Origin of the sequence: Streptomyces sp. NBC_00289, assembly GCF_041435115.1 — a bacterium.
GTDB lineage: Bacteria > Actinomycetota > Actinomycetes > Streptomycetales > Streptomycetaceae > Streptomyces.
The window spans coordinates 10430004-10447626 of record NZ_CP108046.1; the positions used below are offsets into that span (position 1 = coordinate 10430004).

17 protein-coding genes and 1 pseudogene are annotated in these 17623 nt (G+C 68.0%); 10 read left to right on the plus strand and 8 right to left on the minus strand.

The window, feature by feature from the left end:
* Positions 1-436: 436 nt before the first annotated feature.
* From OG985_RS47780 to OG985_RS47795, 4 genes are all read right to left on the minus strand, one after another.
* Positions 437-574, minus strand: a complete 138-nt coding sequence (locus tag OG985_RS47780; RefSeq protein ID WP_371666489.1) for a hypothetical protein — start codon at positions 572-574, stop codon at positions 437-439.
* Between the two features lie 3 nt (positions 575-577).
* On the minus strand, positions 578-1093 hold the full coding sequence (locus tag OG985_RS47785) for a transposase (protein WP_371674705.1): 516 nt from the start codon (positions 1091-1093) through the stop codon (positions 578-580).
* Positions 1094-1148: 55 nt separating this feature from the next.
* Entirely contained in the window at positions 1149-1631 is a 483-nt protein-coding gene (locus OG985_RS47790; RefSeq protein WP_371666488.1) for a transposase, read from the minus strand.
* Between the two features lie 283 nt (positions 1632-1914).
* Positions 1915-3180: an IS701 family transposase gene (locus tag OG985_RS47795; RefSeq protein WP_371666487.1), complete on the minus strand. Its 1266-nt coding sequence runs from the start codon at positions 3178-3180 to the stop codon at positions 1915-1917.
* Positions 3181-3283: 103 nt separating this feature from the next.
* Between OG985_RS47795 and OG985_RS47800 the strand changes: the two are divergent.
* The 3 genes and pseudogenes from OG985_RS47800 to OG985_RS47810 all read left to right on the plus strand — a co-directional run.
* Positions 3284-4210 (plus strand): annotated as a pseudogene (locus OG985_RS47800) (IS630 family transposase); the annotation flags it as partial.
* Between the two features lie 723 nt (positions 4211-4933).
* The gene (ltrA, locus tag OG985_RS47805; RefSeq protein ID WP_371674221.1) at positions 4934-6646 is read left to right on the plus strand and encodes a group II intron reverse transcriptase/maturase; all 1713 of its coding nucleotides are present in this window, start codon (positions 4934-4936) and stop codon (positions 6644-6646) included.
* A gap of 335 nt (positions 6647-6981) precedes the next feature.
* The gene (locus OG985_RS47810; protein WP_371666485.1) at positions 6982-7737 is read left to right on the plus strand and encodes a transposase family protein; all 756 of its coding nucleotides are present in this window, start codon (positions 6982-6984) and stop codon (positions 7735-7737) included.
* Positions 7738-7866: 129 nt separating this feature from the next.
* Here the strand turns inward: OG985_RS47810 and OG985_RS47815 are convergent, their stop codons facing one another.
* From OG985_RS47815 to OG985_RS47825, 3 genes are all read right to left on the minus strand, one after another.
* Positions 7867-8166: a hypothetical protein gene (locus OG985_RS47815; RefSeq protein WP_371666484.1), complete on the minus strand. Its 300-nt coding sequence runs from the start codon at positions 8164-8166 to the stop codon at positions 7867-7869.
* A gap of 217 nt (positions 8167-8383) precedes the next feature.
* Positions 8384-10003: an ISL3 family transposase gene (locus OG985_RS47820; protein ID WP_371666483.1), complete on the minus strand. Its 1620-nt coding sequence runs from the start codon at positions 10001-10003 to the stop codon at positions 8384-8386.
* Between the two features lie 617 nt (positions 10004-10620).
* The gene (locus tag OG985_RS47825; protein ID WP_371666482.1) at positions 10621-10782 is read right to left on the minus strand and encodes a DUF1918 domain-containing protein; all 162 of its coding nucleotides are present in this window, start codon (positions 10780-10782) and stop codon (positions 10621-10623) included.
* A 704-nt stretch (positions 10783-11486) separates the two neighbouring features.
* On the opposite strand from OG985_RS47825, the gene OG985_RS47830 reads away from it, so the two are divergent.
* The gene (locus OG985_RS47830) at positions 11487-11654 is read left to right on the plus strand and encodes a hypothetical protein (RefSeq protein ID WP_371666481.1); all 168 of its coding nucleotides are present in this window, start codon (positions 11487-11489) and stop codon (positions 11652-11654) included.
* A gap of 765 nt (positions 11655-12419) precedes the next feature.
* On the opposite strand, the gene OG985_RS47835 is transcribed toward OG985_RS47830, so the two are convergent.
* Entirely contained in the window at positions 12420-12596 is a 177-nt protein-coding gene (locus OG985_RS47835) for a hypothetical protein (protein ID WP_371666480.1), read from the minus strand.
* Here OG985_RS47835 and OG985_RS47840 point away from each other — a divergent pair.
* The 6 genes from OG985_RS47840 (at position 12541) to OG985_RS47865 (ending at position 17374) form a co-directional block, all read left to right on the plus strand.
* Positions 12541-12936, plus strand: a complete 396-nt coding sequence (locus OG985_RS47840; protein ID WP_371674706.1) for a DUF6444 domain-containing protein — start codon at positions 12541-12543, stop codon at positions 12934-12936. The genes OG985_RS47835 and OG985_RS47840 overlap by 56 nt on opposite strands.
* Positions 12937-13095: 159 nt before the next feature.
* Positions 13096-13833 (plus strand): transposase, encoded by a 738-nt coding sequence (locus OG985_RS47845; RefSeq protein WP_371666479.1) that lies wholly within the window; start codon positions 13096-13098, stop codon positions 13831-13833.
* A 127-nt stretch (positions 13834-13960) separates the two neighbouring features.
* Positions 13961-15141, plus strand: a protein-coding gene (locus tag OG985_RS47850) for an IS3 family transposase (RefSeq protein ID WP_371666478.1) whose coding sequence is annotated in 2 segments (ribosomal slippage) — positions 13961-14225 and positions 14225-15141 — 1182 coding nt in all. Because the reading frame shifts where the segments join, the coding sequence is not laid out codon by codon here.
* 151 nt (positions 15142-15292) lie between these two features.
* Positions 15293-16600, plus strand: a complete 1308-nt coding sequence (locus OG985_RS47855; protein ID WP_371666477.1) for a helicase-associated domain-containing protein — start codon at positions 15293-15295, stop codon at positions 16598-16600.
* Between the two features lie 40 nt (positions 16601-16640).
* On the plus strand, positions 16641-16940 hold the full coding sequence (locus OG985_RS47860) for a recombinase family protein (RefSeq protein WP_371674206.1): 300 nt from the start codon (positions 16641-16643) through the stop codon (positions 16938-16940).
* Positions 16850-17374: a recombinase family protein gene (locus OG985_RS47865; RefSeq protein WP_371666476.1), complete on the plus strand. Its 525-nt coding sequence runs from the start codon at positions 16850-16852 to the stop codon at positions 17372-17374. The genes OG985_RS47860 and OG985_RS47865 overlap by 91 nt, the downstream gene beginning before the upstream one ends.
* Positions 17375-17623: the final 249 nt, after the last annotated feature.

The window sequence follows — 17623 nt, forward strand, 5'->3', positions numbered from 1 at the left end:
CGCCTCTCGCTTGGACGGGGCTACGCTCGGCTTCGGCCCGTGCCGGTAGGGAGTGCGCGGGATGGGCCCCGGTCCCCGTGACGGGGCGCAATGTGGCCGGGGCCGCTCCTTCTCGTGGCAGCGTTACGTCTCCGCCCAGTCGAGTCTGAGGGCGCTGAGAGCAGCGAGCTTGTCTGTGTGAGCTTGGCGCGCCTTGACTTCGTGTTCGACAGGAACACCCCGAGCTTGACCTCCGACCCGTCCGGCAATGTCTCTGCGTGGGCTGTGGGGACGGTCACGGCGCCGGTGCGGGCCTTGTACTGCGCGAGGGCGGCAACGCCCTTCTCGAAGGCGCTCATGGTCGCCGTGGACGGCTTCACCGCCGTTTTCGGCTCCGGGGTGGCGTCGTGATGCCGGGTTGTTTCAGGCGCTTACGCTGCCCGTCCGTCAGGGTTGCTCAGGCAGCGGGCTTCCGCTGCTTGGCGAGCCATTTCCCGATGTCCACGCTGTAGACGGTGACGTCGGGCAGTACCTCGGTCTGACCGGTCTCAGCGTCGTCGGCCAGGAGCTCGCGCAGCGCGGCGTAGTGCTGCATTCCTCATTGGATGTACGCATATCGGCGTCGTAGTTGGCGGGTGGGCGGGGCTGGCCGGCCCCAGATCCAGGGGCGGGCTCGGGCGTTGAGTTGCCGGGTGGCTACGGCTGTGGCCTGGGTGATGTCGTCGGGGTTGGCGAAGGACCGTCCGGCCAGGGCGGTCTTGCGGAAGATCCGCCACCAGCCTTCCTGCAGGTTCAGCCAGCAGGCGCCGACCGGGATGAACGCGTGGTGGATGCGGGGGTGGTCCTCCAGCCAGGTCCGGGTGGACAGGCTGTTGTGGGAGGACAGGTTGTCGGTGACGATCCAGATCTCACCGGCCGGATTGGCGTCCTCGAGGCCGGATTGGCGTCCTCGACCAGTTGAAGGAATTGCTGGTAGAAGACGCTGTTGCGGGAGGATGCGGCCATGGTGATCTGCTGGCCGTCCCGGATGCGTAAAGCCCCGTAGACCCAGGTCTTTTCTGGCCCGCGGCCGGAGTCGAGCTCGGACTTGATCCGGTGCCCGTCGGGTGACCAGCCCGGTGCGGGCGGAAAAGTGCGGGGGATCACCGGCCCCAGTTCGTCAGCGCAGATCACCGTCGCGCCGTCGGGTGGCTGGGTGTAGAGGCCGATGATCCGCGTCCTTTTCCCGCGAAGTCCGGGTCCTTTGAACGGGTCCAGGATCGGGTACGGCGCCAGCGCACCCCCTCGGCAACCAGGATCCTGCGCACCTGGGAGCGGCCGACCTCGATACCCAGCTGCCGGGCCTGGGCGGCCAGGGAGTCCAGCGTCCACTCGGCCGGCCCGGCTTCGTCGGCCGCCCACAGTTCCCCGCCCGGCTCCCACCGCAGCCGGCCCGGCGGCACCTGTTTGACCAGAGCGATGATCCGGGATCGCTCGGCCTCGGTGATCCGCCGCTTGCGGCCCTGCCCGCCCAGATCATCCAGCCCCTCCAGCCCGGAGCGGTTGAAGCGGTGCAGCCAGCAGCGGACCGTTTTCTCGCTGCAGCCCAGCTCCACCGCGATCGCCGGCACCCGCAGCCCCGACCAGCTCAGGTCGATCATCCGGGCCCGCATCACCACATCCCGCGGCGCCTTCCGCGCCCGCGACAACCGACGGACAACTGCCCGTTCGTCCTCGTCACAGCCCGGCCGTGCCCATAACACCATGCCCAGCACCCGCCCCCGAGCACCATCAACTACCCCGCCACCAAGACATATACCCAACCAAAGCGGAATCCAGCACTAGTAGGGCTTGGTCAGGTTCGTAGTGGTGTGGGTATGCCGTGGTGGCAGGTGGGGCAGGCGCCGGTCAAGAGGGCGAGGAGTGTCTGTAGCTCGCGGACGATCTGGTAGAGGCTCAGGCCGGCGCCGCGTCTTTTGGGGCGCGGGCCAGTCGTTGCAGGGTGCAGAAGGCGTGCGCGGCGGAGACGAGGGTGACGTGGTGGTGCCATCCGTTCCAGGTGCGGCCCTCGAAGTGGGCAAGTCCCAGGGCCTGTTTCATCTCCCGGTAGTCATGCTCGATGCGCCAGCGGAGTTTGGCGAGGCGGACCAGTGTGGTCAAAGGCATGCCGGAGGGCAGGTCGGAGAGCCAGTACTGCACCGGCTCGCTCGCGTCGGCGGGCCATTCGGCCAGCAGCCAGCACACGGGCAGTTCCGGGCCGTCGGTGTGCTGGCGGACCTCGCGTCCGGCGGGCCGGATCCGCAGGGCCACGAAGCGGGAGTACATCCGCTTGCGGCCCGAGGGGCCGGCGCCGGGCCGGGAGCCCTCCCGCCACTGCACCGGCCTGGCTGCCTTCCGGCCCGCCGCGATGACCAGCTCCTTCACCGACCGCGCCGTGTCGGGATACTTCGCCACCGGCGGGCGTCCGCTGCCGGAGTACGGCTCAGCCACCGCCACCGCGTCGGCGCTCTGGGCCGACAGCGTGCTGGAGATCCCCACTACATAGTTCAGGCCGCGGGCCTGCACTCCGTGCCGGAACGCGGCGGCATCACCGTATCCGGCGTCCGCGACGGCCAGCGGCACGTCGAGTCCCCAGGAGCGGGTCTCATCGAGCATGTCCAGGGCCAGCTGCCACTTCTCCACATGCCCCACATCGTCCGGGATCCGGCAGGCGGCACGGCGGGCGACCTTGCCCGCATCGGCCTTCGGCGAGGCCGGATCCCAGCTCTGGGGCACAAACAGCCGCCAGTTGACCGCCGCCGAGGCGTGGTCGGAGGCCAAATGGAGCGAGACGCCGACCTGGCAGTTGGTGACCTTTCCCGCCGTTCCGGTGTACTGCCGCGACACACACGCCGAGGCTTGGCCGTCCTTCAAAAACCCGGTGTCGTCGAAGACCAGGGCCTCGGGTCCGATCGCCTCCTCCATCCGCCAGGCGAGCTGGGCCCGGATACGTGCCGGGTCCCAGGGACTGGTGGTGATGAAGTTGGCCAGCGCCTGACGATTGCCGTCCTGGCCGAGCCGGGCGGCCATCGGCTCGACCGACTTACGCTGTCCGTCGGTCAGCAGCCCCCGCAGATAAACCTGCCCCCACCGGCGCTGATCCTTGCGCGCGAACGGCTCGAACACCTCCGCCGCAAACGCCTCCAACTCACCACGCACCACAGCAATCTCGTCCGGAGTCACACACACTCAACGCCACACCGGGCCCAAAGGACACGCACCACCACAACCGACCTGACCAAGCCCTACTAGTGTCCTGCGCCAGTAGTTGCTCGTTAGTAGTGGTGTGACTTCTACTGCTGGTGCGTCAGTTCCTCGTCGGGGCCCGAAACTCGAGCCGTTGCTGCTGTCTGATGACGAGCGGGCAGAGTTGGAGCGGTGGACGCGCCGGGCGACATCGGCCCAGGCCCTGGCCCTGCGGGCACGGATCGTGCTGGCATGCGCGGGGCCGGAAATCCCGCCGATCGTCGCGGTCGCCCGGTATCTGCGGGTGACCGCGGACACGGTCCGCAAGTGGCGGCGACGCTTCCTCACCCAGCGACTGGACGGACTGGTCGACGAGCCCCGACCGGGCCGGCCGCCCACCATCAGCGTCGACCAGGTGGAAGCGGTGGTGGTCACCACGCTGGAACAGCTCCCGAAGAACGCCACCCACTGGTCGCGGACATCGATGGCCCAGCACAGCGGCCTGTCCAAGTCGACCGTCGGCCGGATCTGGCGGCAGTTCCAGCTCAAGCCGCATCTGGCGGACACGTTCAAGCTGTCGACGGACCCGCTGTTCGTGGAGAAGGTCTATGACGTCGTGGGGTTGTACTTCAACCCGCCCGAGGGTGCGGTGGTGCTCTCGGTGGACGAGAAGTCGCAGATCCAGGCCCTGGACCGGTCCCAGCCGGTGCTGCCGATAATGCCGGGCATGCCCGAGCGGCGCACCCACGACTACGTCCGCAACGGCCTGACCACCATCTTCGCTGCCTTCGACGTCGCCACCGGTGAGGTCATCACCGCCCTGCACCGCCGGCACCGGGCCGTGGAGTTCAAGAAGTTCCTGATCCGGATCGACAAGGCGGTGCCCGCGCACCTGCAGATCCACCTGATCGTGGACAACTACGGCACCCACAAGACCCCGGCGATCAAGGCCTGGCTGGCCAAGCACCCGCGGTTCGAGCTGCACTTCACCCCGACCGGCTCTTCCTGGATCAACCAGGTCGTGCGACACGAAGTCGCTTGAGAAGAGTGGTAATCACCAAGGAGGTTCGGCCGATGTCGAAGGTGTAGGACCCGAGCCAGTGTGCAAGGCTCGTTCCCGCCTCAGCGTGCGTTGCGAGTAATCGCGGGGTGCGAAGCCTGAGGAAATGCCCAAGGATCCTCGTTCCATCCGGGGGTTACAGGCTGGGAAATGCCGGACGGGTGAATGCGAATGAACCCTTGATGATGCCTCGTCATGATCACTCTCGCCGATGGGTTGTTTCAGCGGGAGATAGGGACTGGCCGTTGGAAAGCGGCAGGCGCCGACTGGAGATACTTGACCGGTCGGGAGTGCACCGCCGTCCCCGGGGTGCAGAGGGCGCCCTCCCCGGCAGCATCTCTCTCATGCGGAACGTGACAACCCCGATGGAGTCCAGGCAATGCAGTTCTGGCCTGGTAAGCCAACCGCGAGGAAGGCCCAACTCTCCAGCGGATGCAGGAAGACCCAACAAGCGAATGCCGGTCGCCGAAAGGCAGCAGGAAACCGGGAACCATATGCCGACACCTCCGTCGGCGGTTCCCGCATAACTGGCCGGATAGGGGCCGATGCCTCGACCTGAAAAGGTGCTGACGTGGGTCTGGTGAGCCCGTGAAGAAACGATGACCAAAGACACCTGAACCGAAGGGCAAGTTGGACGCCGTGACGACACACGTGGCTGGGGCGGCGCAAGCCGCTGCGACCGCAGCCGGCATGGCGAACGGACCGGAGGACGAGATCACCGACTGGCCGTCGATCGACTGGCGGAAGGTCGAGGACGACGTACGGCGTCTGCGGCAACGCATCTTTACGGCATCGCAGGCAGGAGACCTGGCCAAGGTCCGGAACCTGCAGAAGTTGATGCTCCGCTCCCGCGCCAACACACTCGCGAGTGTGCGGCGGGTCACGGAGGTCAACGATGGCCGCAAGACGGCGGGCATCGACGGGAAAGTCGTCCTGCTGCCCCAGGGAAAGGCCGATTTGGCCGACTGGGTCCAGCATGACGCGGCCCCGTGGAAGCCCAAGCCCGTCAAGCGGGTGTATATAGCCAAGGCGAATGGGAAACAGCGCCCACTCGGAATTCCCGTGATCGCAGACAGATGCCTACAAGCTCTGACGCTGAATGCACTGGAGCCCGAGTGGGAGGCACGGCTGGAACCGAAGGTCTACGGATTTCGCCCCGGTCGCGGCTGCCATGACGCGATCGTTGCCATCCACACGACGGCGAGCGGCAAGAATGCTAAACGCCTGTGGGTGCTCGACGCTGACTTGAAAGCGGCATTCGACCGAATCGACCACGATCACCTGCTCGCGTCATTGGGGGACTTTCCCGCGAGGGGAATGGTTGCCGGATGGCTGAAGGCCGGTGTGGTCGAGAAAGGTTGGTTCACCCCGACGGTGGAGGGAACTCCCCAGGGCGGGGTGATCAGTCCCGCGTTGTTGAACATCGCCTTGCACGGAATGGGAAAGGCCGCTGGAGTCCGCTACCAGGCTCTCGGCAGTGATGCCACGATTCTGGCGCGCGATTCTCCGGTTCTGGTCGTCTACGCCGACGACCTTCTCGCCCTGTGTCATTCTCGGGAACAGGCCGAGCAGGTCAAGGCTCGGCTGGCCGCGTGGCTCGCGCCCCGGGGGCTGGCTTTCAATGAGGACAAGACGCGCATTGTCCACCTCGATGAGGGCTGCGACTTCCTGGGGTTCAACATCCGACGCTATCGCGGAAAGTTGCTGACCAAGCCGAGCAACGCGGCCCTGCGGCGGATCCGGGAACGGCTTGCCGCCGAAGTGCTGGCCCTGCGAGGGGCCAACGCCGACGCGGTGATCGCCAAGCTCAACCCGATCATCAAGGGCTGGGTCGCTTACTACCGGATCGGGGTGTCCAAGCGGGCGTTCAACTCGCTGGACGCCTACGTGTGGAGACTGGTCTACAAGTGGGCCAAGTTCTCCCACCCGAACAAGCCGATGCGCTGGGTGACCGCCCGGTACTTCGGCATGTTCAACCCGTTCAGGCAGGACACATGGGTATTCGGGGACCGCACCAGCGGTTTCTACCTCTACAAGTTCGCCTGGACGCCGATCGTCCGGCACCGGATGGTGCCAGGGAGAGCGTCAACCGACGATCCCGCCCTGGCCGACTTCTGGGCCAAGCGGCGCCGCCGCGGCAAACTCCCGCTGGGCAAAGGCACCTTGCATCTGCTGCAGATGCAAGACGGCCGATGCCCGCTCTGCGGAGGGCTGCTGCTGCACGCCGACCACGAGCCGCAAACCCCCGACCAGTGGGAGCAGTGGCTCAAGGTCACCCGCACCGCGATCCGCAAACACGCGATCACTACCGATGCGGGCAACGGCAAGCCGGACAAACCCGCCGCCTCACGCCTGATACACACCCACTGCCAGCGTCGGCTGGCCACTGGCCCCGGCCGGTGACCAGCACTTCTGTTCGCCCGCGAGCCCAAGGGGCTTGCTTGAGCCGGTTGCTCGGAAAGCGGGCACGGCCGGTTCTGAGGGGGGACCGCTGCAGCAATGCAGCGGTCCTACCCGACGAGCGGTGGTTCGGCTACCTCGCCCACCAGATGATCCGCCGCGGCGCACACAAGAACATTCAGGCCCTCGAAGCCGACATCCGGTCCTGGGTCAATGAGCGTTTTCAGGGTGGCCACTGATCGAGTGATGCAAGGGGATGGCTGGCAGGGCAACGGACGAGGCTCCCAGGCAGTTGAGAGAGGTATCTGACATGCGATCTCGGTTGCCGGGGAGCCCCGTTGATTACGTATCCTGCCGCACTCGACCTCCCGCATGCCCTCGTGGAGACGGTCACGATGCTGATCGTCCTTCGTGAGGGTGACCGCCGGTGCAAGCTCCGTCCGTCCGCGCGTGCGGTTGTCGCGCTCGTGTACTTGCGCCAGCACACCACGCTGGCCCAGATCGCCGCTGGTTTCCGCATCAGCGTCGGGACCGCGCACGCCTATGTCCGCTCCGTGGTGGGCCTGCTGGCGCGCCGGGCTCCGGGGCTGACGCGGGCCCTGCGTGAAGTGAAGGCCCGGGCGGAATACGTGCTGGTGGACGGCACCCTCGCGGAGTGCGACCGGGTCGGTGACGGCCGCGGGGACTACTCGGGAAAGCACCGGCGTCACGGTGTGAACCTGCAGGTCGTCACCGATCCGGACGGCACCATCGTATGGATCTCGAAGGCGCTGCCCGGTCGCACCCACGACCTCACCGCCGCCCGCACCCACCGGATCATCGACACCTGCCGCAGACTCGGTATCCCGGTCCTGGCCGACCTCGGCTACCTCGGTGCCGGCGGCACCATCACCACCCCGATCCGACGTTCTCCCGGCAAAGAACTCAACCGCCGGCAGCTATCGCTGAACAGGGCTCATGCCCGCCTGCGCTACCCGGTCGAGCGCGGCATGGCCCGATTGAAGACCTGGCGGATCTTCCGCAAAGCCCGCTGCAGCCCCACCTGGCTCACCACCGCAGCCAAAGCCGTCCTCACCCTTGAGAGCTACTGCTGAAAATCCTCAATGACTGGAACCAAGACCCCAAGCCGTTCATCTGGACCAAGACAGCCGAAGAGATCCTCGACTCCCTCGCCCGCCTCTGCCGACGAATCTCTGGCGCAGGACACTAGTAGGCTGTCGCGACTAAGTGTCTTCCTGGTTGGTGGAGTTGGCCGAGCGAGCGTCACTTGTCGCTTCCGTTCGGCCGGGCAGGGGTGCCGTGTCCTCGCAGAAGAAGTATCCGGTCGCGTTGTGTGCCGAAGATCGTCGGGCTTTGGAGCGCGTGACGACGACGGGGGTCCGCAGCGCGTCGATGATCAGGCGGGCGCGGGTGCTGCTCGCGTTGGACACCTCGGCCGGCGCGGTCGCTCCGCGGGTGGTGATCGCGGACCGGGTCGGGGTCTCGTGCGATACGGTCCGCCGGGCGGGGATCACGGCCCGCATCAGTCGGGTAGCGGGGACGCATCGCTGCGTCCCCGCCCCCTCAGAACCGTGCAAGCAGCTGTTCACCGCACACGGCTCAAGCAAGCCTCAGGGGCTCGCGGTCAGGAGAAGGTGCAGACTTCGTCAGTCCGGCGGCTCCATCCGTCTCGGCGACGCCTGAATCCTGGTTCTGGATCACTTTCAGTGCTAGGGCCACGGAGGGTCACCGAAACCGCGATCATGAACGGCATCGCGCGGTGAGGAGGACCCGTTTGCGGAGCAGGTCGAAGTTGGCTCGGCCGAACATCTGCCGCTTCAACATCTTGATCTTGTTGTTCTGACCCTCGACCGCGCCGGAGCTGTAGCGAAGGCTGAGGCCGGCGACGACGGCATCGAGATCCTGGCCGAGACCGGTGACGAAGGTATGAAGGGCTGGCAGGTCCTCGGCCCGGACGCTCGTGATCCACTTGTTCAGGTCCCGGCCCTGACGGTTGTTCATGAGCTCGGCAAACGTGCGGACGTGGTGGGCGGTGCGGTCGAGCGCGGGGCAGCGAGCCAGGATCGCTTTGAGCTGCTGGGTCTGGTCCTCGGTGAGGCGGTCGGGATGGCGGGTGAGCCAGCTGGTCACATTCCGCACGGACGGCGTCTTGTGGGGCGGGTCGTGCGGAAAGTTCTCGCGGAGTTTGGCCACGTAGACCTTCACCACGTTCTCGCCGCCGGGGTAGCCACGTTCGCGTACTTCCTCGAACAGGCGGCGGGCGACGGTGCAGCCCTCCGCCCACCGCTGGTGCAGGTAAGGCTTGTAGGGGTCGAGAATGCTGGCTCGGCCGGTCCACCGGCCAACCAGGAGTTCGTCCGCGCTTGCCGCGTTGGCGAAGCGGCGGACGGTATTGCGGGCCAGCCCCTGTTGGCGGGCGATCGCGCGCAGTCCGATGCCCTGCTCGAGGAGAGCGTGGATAGCCGCGTGCTGTTCCCGGATGCGGTCGGAGAGTCGGCCGGTTGTCCGCGGCCCTCTGGGAGAGGGCGGATCGAGGTTCGTGTTCTCCGTGTCCGCGACGGCCTGGGCCGTGGCGGCGTCGTGCGGCTCACGTAGCAGAGCGCGGTGTTGAACGACTGTCTTCTCGACGGCCTCAGTAAGGTTCGACCAGATGTGCCATCGGTCCGCGACGTGGATGGCGTTCGGGGCGCCGAGCCGTCCGGCCTCGGCATAGGCGGTGGAGCGGTCCCGACAGATCACCTCGATGCCGGGATGGTCGGCGAGCCACTTGGCGACCGTCGACGTCGTCCGGTCCGGCAGCAGGTCGATGGGCTGACGGGTTTCGATGTCGATCAGGATCGTGCCGTACTTGTGGCCCTTGCGCAGCGCGAAGTCGTCCACCCCGAGCACCCGCGGTGTCGAGGTCTCGGGCTCCGGCAGGCGACGGATCAACCGCAGCAGTGTCGACCTGCTCACCCCGGCGGCCAGAGTCTGGGAGAGGCGGGCACCGGCACGGCCGGCCAGCATCACCGCCACACGCTCCAGCACTGTCTGCAGCCCGGCGCTGCGTCGGCCGTGCCGGACGGTCAGTCCGTCGACCTGCTCGGCGAACGTCGCCTGTCTGCACAAACGTTGGCCGCAGCGGAACCGCCGCACCTGTAACTCGATCAGCACCGGACGCCCTCTGACCGAGCTGTCGGCGAGCCGCCGTACGTACCGGCTGTGCACCCGAGACGACAGCGTCCCGCACGCTGGACATACGACCCGCTCCGCAACCGCCCGGGCCCGCACGGCCACCAACTCGCCGTCAGGCACAACGTTTTCGATCACGACACCTTGGACCTGGTGGAACCACAGGTTCTGGAGGAGAACATCACCCACGACCGTTCATGATCGCGGTTTCGGTGACCCTCCGTGGCCCCAGCACTGAAAGTGATCCAGAACCCGGCATGATCAGCGCAGAGCACCGAAAGAAGGGACCGGCAGCGCTAGGGGCCCGTGGCCCCGGCGAGCTGGGACCGTTTGGATGGTGGGGTACCGGAGACGAGGAAGCGCATCAAGGAGGCGATGACATCCACCCGTCTGATATGGGGCCTGCGGTCGGGGCCCCGGCCCCGGCATCCTCCCCGTCCGGCGCTCTGGCCGAGGCCGCAGACATGGCACGACCGCCCTGTGGCTGAAGCACAGGGTGGACCGCGGCACACGGGAATATCGGCCGGGGAAGCCGCCTGGCGGGTCAGCCGAACAGGTCCCGCACCCGGATCGTGTGGATCCTTCGCCAGGTCAACCGGCGCGGAGGCAGCCAGTCACCCGAGGCTGCCGGCAGTCCGTCTGTGGGCGGCGGCGTCCAGCTCGCCCGCGCCGCAGCCCAGAAATCCCGCCACGCGTCCGACTCGGTTGGCCCGCGCCCGACCACATCCGACCCGGGGCACGAGATCACATATCCGTCCGTGTCAGCTCCACCGACATCAGCCGCCGCGGCATGCCGCACCGCCCTGTCAGTCCCCGCGCGGGGAGACCCGGTGGGCCTCACCGGTCTCGACACAGCAGCCCGGGCCGGGGAAGATCTCCGTCTGGCGGCCGTCTTCGTACTGCACCCGGTACGGCGGCTGCCCGTCTGAGCCCAGCACGACGGTCACCACCGCCCGCTGCTCGGCCATCCCGACCCTGCGGGCCGGCGAACCGCAGCACATCACCCACTTGAGCCCATGACAGGCCCCCTTGTCTGTTGCCCGGCCGGGGCCGGAAAAACCAGTCCAGCATGGGCAGTGTCCCGCCCCCGCGACCGTGTCGCACCCCAGGCGCGCGAAGTCGCCGAGCCCGACCAGAGCGCGGAGCGCGGAGCGCCGCACAGTTCGGCAACAGGCCTGGTCCAGGGGGCGTGGACCGGCACCCGTCGACCCGGTTATGCCAGCCCGGGGCTGTGGCCCGGCACGGTCAGACACGAAGACGGCCCCGGGGTCTTTGCCATGACGTCCCGGGGCCGCCGCGTCACCCGGCCGGTGCGCCAGGTAATAGCGCGGCCCGACCCGCCACCGGGCAGAGACAGATCGAGACCGCCAACACGTTGCACGCGTCGTGTCGCCTGCTCAACGCGCCCGGCCTCGTCAAGGACACGCGGGGTGTCAACACGACTCGTGCGGTCACGTCACCCACGTCCGACACGACCGCACCAGCCCCAACGAGGCAACCCACGGCATCCGCCCATAGGGGTCCCACGCGCTGAGCACCGCGAACCAGTCAGTACAAAACACCGCAAAACGGGTAGTTGGTTTTCAGGGCCTACGGCGAGGACGAGGAAGTCGGGCCTGTTCACGATGGTCGAGGAGCATCTGGCCATGCGTTCGCCACGACGGTCCCGTGAGTGGAGGTGAGCGTCATCGGCGTCGACCTCACCGCGAGTGGGATCGTGGCGGCCTGCGCCCGCGGTAGACAGCGGCAGGCCATCGGACTTCTGGATCTGCCCCTGCCCACTCCCGCACCGAGCGGCGCGCAATGGATCGAGGCCTACCGCCGCTGGGCGGACTGCTGACGCCCTGCCAGGTCGTGCCCGGGCACGGTACCAGGCGCCGCCGGGGTCCGCGGTCGGCGGCGAAGGGGTTCGGGCTGGTCGGGCACAATGGCGCGGTGCGCGAAGACGATGACACAGAGCTGCTGGAACGGGTACGGGCGTTGCGGGCAGCCGGCAGCGGTCCCAAGCAGGTGGCGAGGGCGTTGGGGCTTCGCCCCGGGCAGACGGGGGTGCTGGTGCGGCGGGCCGCCGCAGCCGACCAGGCGGTTAAAGCGGGAGACCGGCCGGTGGTGGGCTGCTGGGTGAGCCCGGGCTGGAGCAGCGGGCTGGACCTGTCGGCCTGCCCTGGGTGGGCGGCGCAGGATCCCTCAGCGAGTGAGGAGGCAACCGGGGCGGGGTTCGCGCAGGTGCTGGTGGCACGCCGGGAGCGGGCAAGCCGGGTGAGGGTGACCGGTGTGCTGGTGGACGTGTACTGCCTGGGCGTCAAGAACGTGATCGAGCCCCGCACCATGACTACAGCGCGTTCGAGGAACCCTCCCTGCCGATCGGCATCGAGCAGGCCCAGGCCATCGTCTACGGGGCCGTCGCCTACGCCCACGAGCTCGGGTTCGAGCCGGCCCCCGGCTTCACACAAGCCGCCGATGTGCTGGGGGAACCAGCCGGCGCGCTACCGCAGATCGGCTTCGGGAACCAGGGGATGCCTTTCTATCTCGTGACTGGATAGCTGGTCACTGGTAGGCGAGTTGCTCTCGACGCCCGGTTTCGTGATCATTGGGTCTCATGTCCTCAGTCGCGCTGCTCCCCAGCTATGAGGAAGTCGTGGCGCTGGTAGTTGAGTTGCGGAGCGAGCTGACCACGGTACGCGCCGAGTTGGCGGCAGCGCGGGATCGCGGATCTGGAGGCCCGGCTGGGCCAGAACTCCTCGAACTCCTCGAAGCCGCCGTCCTCGGACGGCCTGGCCAAGCCCGCCCCGAGGTCGCTGCGCGGGAAGTCCGGGCGTGGCCCGGGCCGTCCGAAGGGGCAGCCGGGCACCACGCTGCGGCAGACCGAGACCCCGGATGAGACCGTGACTCACCGGCCCGGGCCCTGCACCGGCTGCGGGGCCGGCCTCGACGACGCGCCCGTGGTCTCGGTGGAGCGCCGCCAGGTCTTCGACCTGCCCGAGGAGATACGGCCGCGGGTCACCGAGCACCGGCTGCTCTCGGTCGGTGCGCCTGCGGGACGAAGGCCCGGGCCCTCGCTCCGGACGGGGCCGCCCCGGTGCAGTACGGGCCCCGGCTGGCCGCCGTCGGGGTGTATCTGATGCATGGGCAGTTCCTGTCCAAGGACCGTACTGCCCGCGCGCTGGCTGACCTGTTCGGTGCTCCGGTCGCGGTGGCCACCGTGGCGGGCTGGGTGCGCCGCTGCGCGAAGACCCTGGACACGTTCGGCCGCCTGGTCGCCGGGCGGGTGGGCCGCGCCGTTGGCGTTCTTCGACGAGACCAGGTTCCGCACCGCCGGCCGACTGCACTGGCTGCACTCCGCCTCCACCGGGATGTTCGTGCACCTGAGCGTGCACCGGCGGCGCGGCACCCAGGCGATCGACGCCGCGGGGATCCTGCCCGCGTTTCGCGGGGTGGCCATGCACGACGCCTGGGCCCCGTACGACACCTACACCGAGGCCACCCACGCGCTGTGCTCCGCGCATGCCCTGCGCGAGCTGGTCGCGGTCACCGAATGCGGGTCCGGACAGGCCCGCTGCGCGGCCTACCGGTCCATCGACGCGCTGCTGGCGCTGAAGAGGGCAGCCGACGCTGCCCACGCCGCCTGCGCTGAGCGGATCGCGGACCGGCTCAAGGCCGGGGAGCTGAAGGCGCTGCGGACGGCGGTCCGCGACGGGGTCAAGGCCACGGTCGCACGCTCCTCGAAGACCGAGTGCAAGCACAACGCGCTCTTCAAGCGACTGCACAGCCGCTGGGACGACTACCTGCGCTGGGTCCACGACCTGGACCTGCCCTTCGACAACAACCCGGCCGAGCAGACGATCAGGATGGCGAAACTGCGGATCAAGGTGTCCGGGAGCCTGCGGACCCTGCGCGGGGCTCAGGACTTCGCGGCGATCCGGACCTACCTGGCCACCGCCGACCGTCACGGCCAGAACATGCTCGACGTCCTCAGCCAGGCCATGCGAGGCAGACCCTGGACGCCCGCCACCACCTGATCTCCACCGGTCCCGCCGACCGAAGATCAGGCATGCCCCGAGCAGGGGCAGCTATACAGTCTGAGGGGCCCCGAAGTTTCCGGACAGGGACCCAATAGGGTTGTCCTGAACAGGAAACGAGGAAGAAGTGCCGCCACCCAGTAAGTACTCGCCGGAGTTCCGTGAGGAAGCAGTCCAGATCGCGTTGAGGTCAAGCAAGACGATCTCCGAAGTTGCCCGGGAGCTTGAGCTGAACTCGGAGACGCTACGCGGCTGGGTGAAGAAGCACCAGAAGCAGCAGGAACCGGCTCCCGATGCAGAATTGACGGTGAACGAGCGGGTACGCCTGAAGGAACTCGAACGGCGGAACCGTGAGCTGGAGATGGAAAACTCCTTCCTGAAAAAATGCGCGGCGTACTTCGCGAAGGATCCCCGGTAGCAAGCAAGTACGAGTTCATCGATGAGATGCGGCTCGACACTGCGGAGTGCGCATACAGCGTCGAGTTCATGTGCGGCAGACTCGGCGTCTCCAGATCCGGCTACTACGACTGGCGATCCCGCCCGGAATCCGCGACGGCACAGCGGCGCGAGGAACTGAAACTGCTCATCAAGAAAGCCTTCGACATTTCCGACAGCACCTACGGCCACCGTCGCATCCAAGCCCAGCTGCACCGCTGGGGCATCAGCGTCGGCCTGGAACTGGTCCGCCGCCTGATGCGCGAGCTGGGACTTGAGTCCTGCCAGCCACAGCCGAAGAGGTTCAACCTCACCAAGGCCGCGGCCGGCCAAGTGCCGGACCTCGTCGGCCGCAACTTCACCGCGGACGCACCCGGCGAAAAGCTCGTCGGTGACATTACTTATATCGGGACCGGGGAAGGCTGGCTGTACCTCGCGACGGTAATCGACTGCTGCACGAAGGAAGTCATCGGTTACGCGATGGACGACCACTACCAAACCCCACTGATATCCAAGGCGATCCGTAACGCGGCACGGAACAGGAACCTCTCGGCCGACGCGATATTTCACTCGGATCGCGGAAGTAACTACATGTCAGCCGAGTTCGGGAGGACGCTAAACCGGTTCGGGCTCCGCAGATCTGCCGGCCGCACCGGGATCTGTTTCGACAACGCCATGGCCGAATCATTCTTCGGCGCCCTGAAGAACGAGCGCGTATCAAGGGTGACTTACCTGACCCGCGAGGTCGCCCGGCAGGACATCACTCGCTACATCGAATTCTGGTACAATCGCAAACGCCTCCACTCGGCGGTGGGGTACCGCCCTCCACGCGAAGTCCATGCCGAGTACGAGAAGTTGCGAATCGCCGCGTGAAATAAACGGTCAGAAGCCTGTCCGGAAAACGCGAGGCCCCTCAGTCACTCTATCTCAACGGTCCCCGCGACGACGCTCGCACGGTGCTGGCCACCTTGGAGCGCACCCGCGGCGCGGGCAACTACCACTACCTTCTCGCCTCGGGGCCGATGTGACCCACCCGCACGACACCGAGACCCCGCAGATCCGCCTCACCGAACACCGAGCCCAGGCCGATCTGCGGACCCTGCTGCAACTGTGCGCCGCGGGCCGGGTGAAATGCAGCGCCAAGACAGTTCGCCCGTCTGCCGCGACCATCGCCCAGGTGGCCCAGGTACTGGACGCAGGCGACTTCTACGCCGATGAGCCGATAGCCGCCTTCGCCTGGCCCCTGCTCCTGCAGGCCGGCGGCCTGGCCCAGCTGGCCGCAGGCAAGCTCGCGCTGACCGTGCGCGGCCGGCAGGCCCTTACCCAGCCCGCGCACCAGGTGCTGGCCCACCTGTGGCAACGCTGGCTTTCCAGCACGATCCTGGACGAGTTCTCCCGCGTCGAAGCGGTCAAAGGGCAGCGCGCCGCGAACGTGCTCAGCGCACTCAAGCCACGGCGCGGCCACGTCGGCGCCGCGCTGGCTGCCCTGGCCGCCGGCGAGTGGACCACCGTCGACCAGCTCTTCACCACCATGCGCACAGCGGGGCACAACCCCTCGGTCGCACGTTCCGAACGGGCTCTGTGGAAGCTCTACCTGGAAGACCCCGAGTACGGCAGCCTCGGCTACGACGGCCACCACCCCTGGGCGCTGCTCCAGGGCCGCTACACCATGGCCGTGCTGTTCGAGTACGCCGCACCCCTGGGGCTGATCGACGTCGAGTACGTGGACCCTGCCGGGGCGCGCGACGACTACCGGCACAACTGGGGCGGCGACTGGCTGGAGCGGCTCAGCCGCTACGACGGCCTGCGCGCGATCCGCCTGACCCCTCTCGGCGCCTACGCCACCGGCCAGACCCCCACCTACCTCCCCGGGCCGGCCCCCGAACCGGCCACCGCCGGGGGCGCCACAGGGCTGAAGGTCCTCGCCAACCACGACCTGGTCGCCCTCGACGGCCTCCCCCCGGCCCAGGCCCTGCTCCTAAACGCCTTCGCCACCCGCACCGGCGACCGGACCTGGGCCCTGAGCCCCGCCTCGCTGCTGGCCGCCGTGCACGCCGGACGCAACCTCGCCGAACTACGCACCTACCTCGACCACGCCGCCACCGCCCTACCGGACACAGTCGCCACGCTCCTGGCCGACGCCGAGCGGCGCGTCAGCGCAGCCCGCGATCTCGGACCCGTCCACCTCATCGAGTGCGCGGACACAGCCACCTGCGCACTGCTGGCCAGCGACCGGCGCATCCGCGCGCTCGCCACCCGCCTTTCCGTCCCCGCCGACAAACTCGACCGCTTCCGCAAAGCCGCCCTCACCCTCGGACACCCCGTCACCTGAAAGCCACTCACCCCGCCAACTCCCCTCCCTCCCGCAGGCGATCAAGCCACCGTACGAGGACCCGGCCACGTCGTCCCGCGTCTACGCGGTCAACCGATCCGGGTTCCGCCGGCTCCTCGACGAGGCGGCGGTCGGCGACACCATCCGCATCGCGGACGCCGCCTGGCTGTTCCGCTCGACCAAGGACGTCATCCAGATCCGGGAGGTCCTTGGGCGGCGCGGCCTGCACCTGCGCATTGCGACCGGCGCATGGTCCGGCTTCGATCTCGCGGTGAGGACCCGCAGACCAAGCTGTTCGTCACGATGCTCGCCGGGGTCCTGGAGTTCCAGCGCGACATGATCTCGGAGAACACGAAGGAAGGCGTCGCCGCCGCCGAGGCTGCGGACAGGACCCTGGGGCGCCCGGCCGCGCTCGACGGAGATCAGGCCGCCGAGGCCGCGAACGCGTACCGCGCCGGCGCCGCGGTGAAAGCGCTCGCCCGGCAGCACGGCGTCGCACCCAAGACCATCCGTAGAGTGCTCGACGCGGCCGGCGCCCGCGACGTTGGCGACGTCCTGGAAGAACTCGACGGCGTGGCCTGCCAGGTCGAGGACCAGGAACAGGCGCCCGAGCGGCCGCACACCATCGACGTGCCGGCTTGCTCGCCGAACACCTTCAGGGCGTGCGGGACACCGCCGTCCACGAGGCGCTGCGCAGCAGCCGGATCATTCGCCGCGGGCAGGGCTACTCGGTGCGCGTTACCGCTCCGCTTGCGCTCCATGAGTCCGCGCTGAAGTAGTGCGCCACCCTCGTCAGCGACGATTCCACCCCGGCCGGACGCAAGGCGTACCGTGCGTATGCCGACCGGATCGCTGCGGCGACGAGGACAGAGTGACGGTCGGTCGTCACGGGACTGCGTCGCCTCACGCGCCCCGACCGCCAGCCGGAGGGGCTGAGCTGAAACCCTTCCAGACGTCCTTGAGCTGCGGCTCGTTCGTGTTGGCCAGCGCCGTGGAACTCGCTGGAGCGGCCGTGTTGGCAAA